Genomic DNA, 4,191 nt, shown 5'->3' on the forward strand with positions numbered 1-4,191 from the left:
AGGTCTGTGGGCGGGTGCGGGCTCGTTGTGGTTGATCGCGCCCACGCGGCGGAGCCGCAAATCGATACAGCCCCGCGCCCCCCAGGTGCGTGCGATTCCCCTCGTTTGAACGGAACCCTTCTCATGTCTGACAACATCCGCGTCGCCGGTGTTTCCGTCGACACCCGGCACTGGATCGGCGGCGAGCGTGTCGCATCCGCCGGAACCTTCACCGATCGCTCGCCCATCGACGGCAGCGCACTCGGCGAGATCGCCAGGGGCGGGCCCGCCGAGGCCGAGGCCGCTGTCGCCGCCGCACGGGATGCCTTCCCCGCCTGGGCCGCCACCCCCCGCGCCGAACGCGCCCGCATCCTGCACGCCGTCGCCGACGGCGTCGAGAAGCGGACCGAGGAGCTGGCGATCGTCGAGACCACGGACAACGGCGCCCTGCTCCGTTCGCACCGGCGGGGCGTCATGCCCCGCGTCGCCCACAACTTCCGGTTCTTCGCCGACTGGTTGCTCCGTCTCGAGCACGAGGACTTCGAGACGCGCGGTCACACCAACCACGTCAGCTGGGACCCGGCCGGGCCCTGTGTGCTGATCACCCCGTGGAACGCGCCCCTGATGCTGGCCACCTGGAAGGTCGCCCCCGCCCTCGCCGCCGGCGACACCGTCGTCCTCAAGCCCGCCGAGTGGTCGCCGCTGACCGCCTCCCTGCTGGCCGACATCGCCGCCGAGGCCGGACTGCCCGCCGGTGTCCTCAACGTCGTCCAGGGGTACGGCTCCGAGATCGGCGACGCCCTCACCTCCCACCCCGACGTGCGCCGCATCAGCTTCACCGGGTCGGTGCCGACGGCCAGGCGGATCGCCGCCTCGGCCGCGGCGAACCTCACGCCCCTGAGCCTCGAACTCGGCGGCAAGTCACCCCTGCTGGTCTTCGCCGACGCCGACCTGGACCTGGCCGCCGGCCTCGCCGTGGAGCAGTACGACAACGCCGGGCAGGTCTGCCTGGCGGCCACCCGGCTGCTCGTCGAGGAGACCGTCGCCGAGGAGTTCACCCGCCGGTTCGTCGAGAAGGCCACGGCCCTGCGGCAGGGCGACCCCCGCGACGAGGCCACGGACATCGGGCCCACCGTCCATCCCCGCCAGCTGGAGAAGATCGACGGCTTCGTGCAGCGCGCGGTCGCGGCGGGGGCACGGGCCGTCGTCGGCGGTCATCGCGAGGACGGGCAGTACTACGCACCCACCCTGCTCACCGACGTCGCCCAGGACTCGGAGATCGTGCAGGAGGAGGTCTTCGGGCCGGTCCTGACCCTGCAGACCTTCACCGGCGAGGACGAGGCCGTGCGGCTCGCCAACGACACCCGCTTCGGGCTGGCCGCCACCGTCGCGACCGGCGACCGGGAGCGGGCGGAGCGGGTCACCTCCCGGCTCGTCGCCGGCACCGTCTGGGTCAACTGCTTCTTCGTGCGCGACCTCCGGGCACCCTTCGGCGGCTCCCGGCAGTCCGGGGTCGGCCGGGAGGGCGGGACCTGGAGCTTCGACTTCTACTGTGACCTGAAGAACACCGTCACCGCCCCGGAGGGATGGGACCAGGACCATGGGTGAGATCGTCGGGGCCGGGCTGCTCGCCCACGTGCCCACCATCGTGCTGCCCGAGGCCGACCGTCTCGAGCTCAACGAGGGCAAGGAGATCACCCTCGTCACCGGGCTGCGACAGCTGCGCAGGGACGTCTTCGAGCGTGACGACTACGACACCGTCGTCGTCCTGGACTCCCACTGGGCGACCACCGTCGAGTTCGTCGTGACGGCGCAGGCGCGCAGGGCCGGGCTCTTCACCTCCGAGGAACTGCCGCGCGGCATGTGCAGGATGCCGTACGACTTCCCCGGCGATCCCGAACTCGCCCACAGCGTGGCCGCGTTCGCCGACAAGCACGGCACGTGGATCACGCCGGTCGACGATTCGTACCTGCCCATCTACTACGCCACCCTCAACCTCTGGAAGTACCTGGGAAAGGGACTGCCCGGCAAGCGGTGGGTCACCATCGGCGTCTGCCAGACCGGCGACATGGAGGACCACCTGCGGCTCGGTCGGGCCCTCGCCGACGGGATCGCCGCGACGCCCGGGCGCCGGGTGCTGCTCATCGCCTCCGGCGCCCTCTCGCACACCTTCTGGCCGCTGCGCGAACTGCGCGACCACGAGGCCAGTGACCCGGTGCACATCCGCACCCCCGAGGCCCGCGCGGCCGACCTCGAACGCATCGCCTGGTTCAAGGAGGGCCGCCACGACAAGGTCCTCGACACGATGGACGAGTTCTGGCGGTACAAGCCCGAGGCGAAGTTCTTCCACTACCTGATGTTGGCCGGCGCTCTCGGCGAGCGGCGCTGTGCCGCCCGGGCCCGTCAGTACGGCGCGTACGAGAACTCCGTCGGCACCGGCCAGGCACACCTCTGGTTCGACCGCCCCGCCGGCGGCTGGACCGCCGGCCACACCGCCGCGCAGGAGTCCGCCCATGCCTGAGTACCGCCGCATTCTCCTCGACGGCGCCGCCGTCCAGGTCACCGTCGACGGTGACGAACTCGTCGCCGGGGACGGCCGCCGTGTCACGACCGAGGACGCCCACCACCTGCCCCCGGTCGTGCCCTCCAAGGTGATCGCCGTCCACCTCAACCACCGCAGCCGGGTGGACGAGTTCCGGATCGGACTTCCCGACACCCCGACCTACTTCCACAAGCCGACCTCGGCCCTCAACTCCCACCAGGGCGCCGTCGTCCGGCCCGAAGGCTGCAAGTGGCTCAACTACGAGGGCGAGGTGGCCATCGTCGTCGGGAAGACCGCGCGGAACATCTCGCCGGCCGAGGCGGGCGAGTACATCGCCGGGTACACGGTCGCCAACGACTACGGCCTGCACGACTTCCGCGACACCGACGCCGGGTCCATGCTCCGTGTGAAGGGCTCCGACACCCTCTGCCCGCTCGGCCCCGGACTGGTCACCGACTGGGACTTCCACGGCAAGCGACTGCGGACGTACGTCAACGGAGAGGTGGTGCAAGACGGTTCGACCGACGAGATGACCTGGGACATGCACTACCTCGTCGCCGACATCGCCCGCACCATCACCCTGTACCCCGGGGACGTCCTCCTGTCCGGCACTCCCGCCAACTCCCGGCCCGTCCGGCCGGGCGACGTCGTGGAGGTGGAGGTGGAGGGCCTCGGACGCCTCACCAACCACATCGTGACCGGACCGGCCGCCATCCGCACGGACGTGGGCGCCCAGCCCACGGAGTCGGAGGAGGTCCTCTCGACCGCCCTCGGCGGCGACTGGGAGTTCCGTGGCATCCGCCCCCCGCGCCGCTGACGCGCGGCCCGGCCGTCCCGTTCGCCGAGCGCGACCGCCCCGGTAGGGTCACCGGCATGACCGAGCCCGCCGGGCGGCGCCCCCGCAAGCGCGTGAACTACGGCACGGGACGTGAGGCCCTGCTGGAGGCCGCCGTGCGTGTCGTGGCCCGGGGCGGGCTGCGCAGACTCACCTACCGGGCCGTCGCGGAGGAGGCCGGCGTCACCCACGGCCTGGTCGTGCACCACTTCGGCTCACGCGACGCGCTGATCGAGGAGGCCGTGGCCCACGCCATCCGCTCCTCCCTGAGCAGCAGCGCCCTCGAACCGGGCACGGGCGAGGTCGCCGACTTCTCGGTGGGTCTGACGGACATGGTGGAGGCCGGGCCGGACCTCCAGGCGTTCCAGTACGAGCTGCTGCTGGAGGCTCGGCGCCGCCCCGAACTCCTGGCCCTCCTGCGTTCGCTGTACGACGAGTACTTCGACGCGACCCGGCGTGAGCTCACCCAGATGCTGCCCGGGCCGGTCGGCCAGGGCCTGTCCCGGATGGTGTTCGCCACCCTGGAGGGACTGGTCCTGCACCAGCTGGTCTTCGGGGAGCGCGAGGTCATCGAGGAGGCCCTGGACGAGCTGCGCTCGGTGCTGCGGCTGCTCGCCGAACGGCACGGCGACGAGGCCTGACCCGCTCCGGTCTCGAGGCCTGACCTGCTCCGGTCCGGGCGAGCCTGACCCGCTCCGGTTCCCGGGCGAGGCCGGGCCCGCGCCGGTCTCCGGGCGAGGCCGGGCCCGCGCCGGTCTCCACGCTGCCGGTCGTGGCCGGGTCGACCGAGTGCCGCAGTGCTGGGCGACGTCCTCGTGCAGGCGCCCCGCCGTGC

General features: G+C 72.1%; 4 protein-coding genes. All 4 read left to right on the plus strand.

What is annotated here, in order from left to right:
• The first annotated feature begins 123 nt into the window (after positions 1-123).
• Genes C1J00_RS39255 through C1J00_RS39270 form a run of 4 tightly spaced genes read left to right on the plus strand, consistent with a single transcriptional unit; the run spans position 124 to position 3,997 of the window.
• Entirely contained in the window at positions 124-1,587 is a 1,464-nt protein-coding gene (locus C1J00_RS39255) for an aldehyde dehydrogenase (RefSeq protein WP_102913652.1), read from the plus strand.
• Positions 1,580-2,500, plus strand: coding sequence for a 3,4-dihydroxyphenylacetate 2,3-dioxygenase (locus tag C1J00_RS39260; RefSeq protein WP_102913653.1), 921 nt, complete (start codon positions 1,580-1,582; stop codon positions 2,498-2,500). The genes C1J00_RS39255 and C1J00_RS39260 overlap by 8 nt, the downstream gene beginning before the upstream one ends.
• Positions 2,493-3,338: a fumarylacetoacetate hydrolase family protein gene (locus tag C1J00_RS39265; protein ID WP_102913654.1), complete on the plus strand. Its 846-nt coding sequence runs from the start codon at positions 2,493-2,495 to the stop codon at positions 3,336-3,338. Before C1J00_RS39260 ends, C1J00_RS39265 begins: the two co-directional genes overlap by 8 nt.
• Before the next feature lie 56 nt (positions 3,339-3,394).
• Positions 3,395-3,997 carry a TetR/AcrR family transcriptional regulator gene (locus C1J00_RS39270; protein WP_102913655.1) on the plus strand — a complete coding sequence of 201 codons (603 nt, stop codon included), beginning with the start codon at positions 3,395-3,397 and terminating at the stop codon, positions 3,995-3,997.
• Positions 3,998-4,191: the final 194 nt, after the last annotated feature.

This window comes from Streptomyces cahuitamycinicus (assembly GCF_002891435.1).
Lineage (GTDB): Bacteria > Actinomycetota > Actinomycetes > Streptomycetales > Streptomycetaceae > Streptomyces > Streptomyces cahuitamycinicus.

What these genes read in the sequence shown, in the direction of transcription:
- C1J00_RS39270 (WP_102913655.1), top strand. Translation starts at nt 3,395, where the DNA reads ATGACCGAGCCCGCCGGGCGGCGCCCCCGCAAGCGCGTGAACTACGGC.
- C1J00_RS39255 (WP_102913652.1), top strand. Translation starts at nt 124, where the DNA reads ATGTCTGACAACATCCGCGTCGCCGGTGTTTCCGTCGACACCCGGCAC.
- C1J00_RS39260 (WP_102913653.1), top strand. Translation starts at nt 1,580, where the DNA reads ATGGGTGAGATCGTCGGGGCCGGGCTGCTCGCCCACGTGCCCACCATC.
- C1J00_RS39265 (WP_102913654.1), top strand. Translation starts at nt 2,493, where the DNA reads ATGCCTGAGTACCGCCGCATTCTCCTCGACGGCGCCGCCGTCCAGGTC.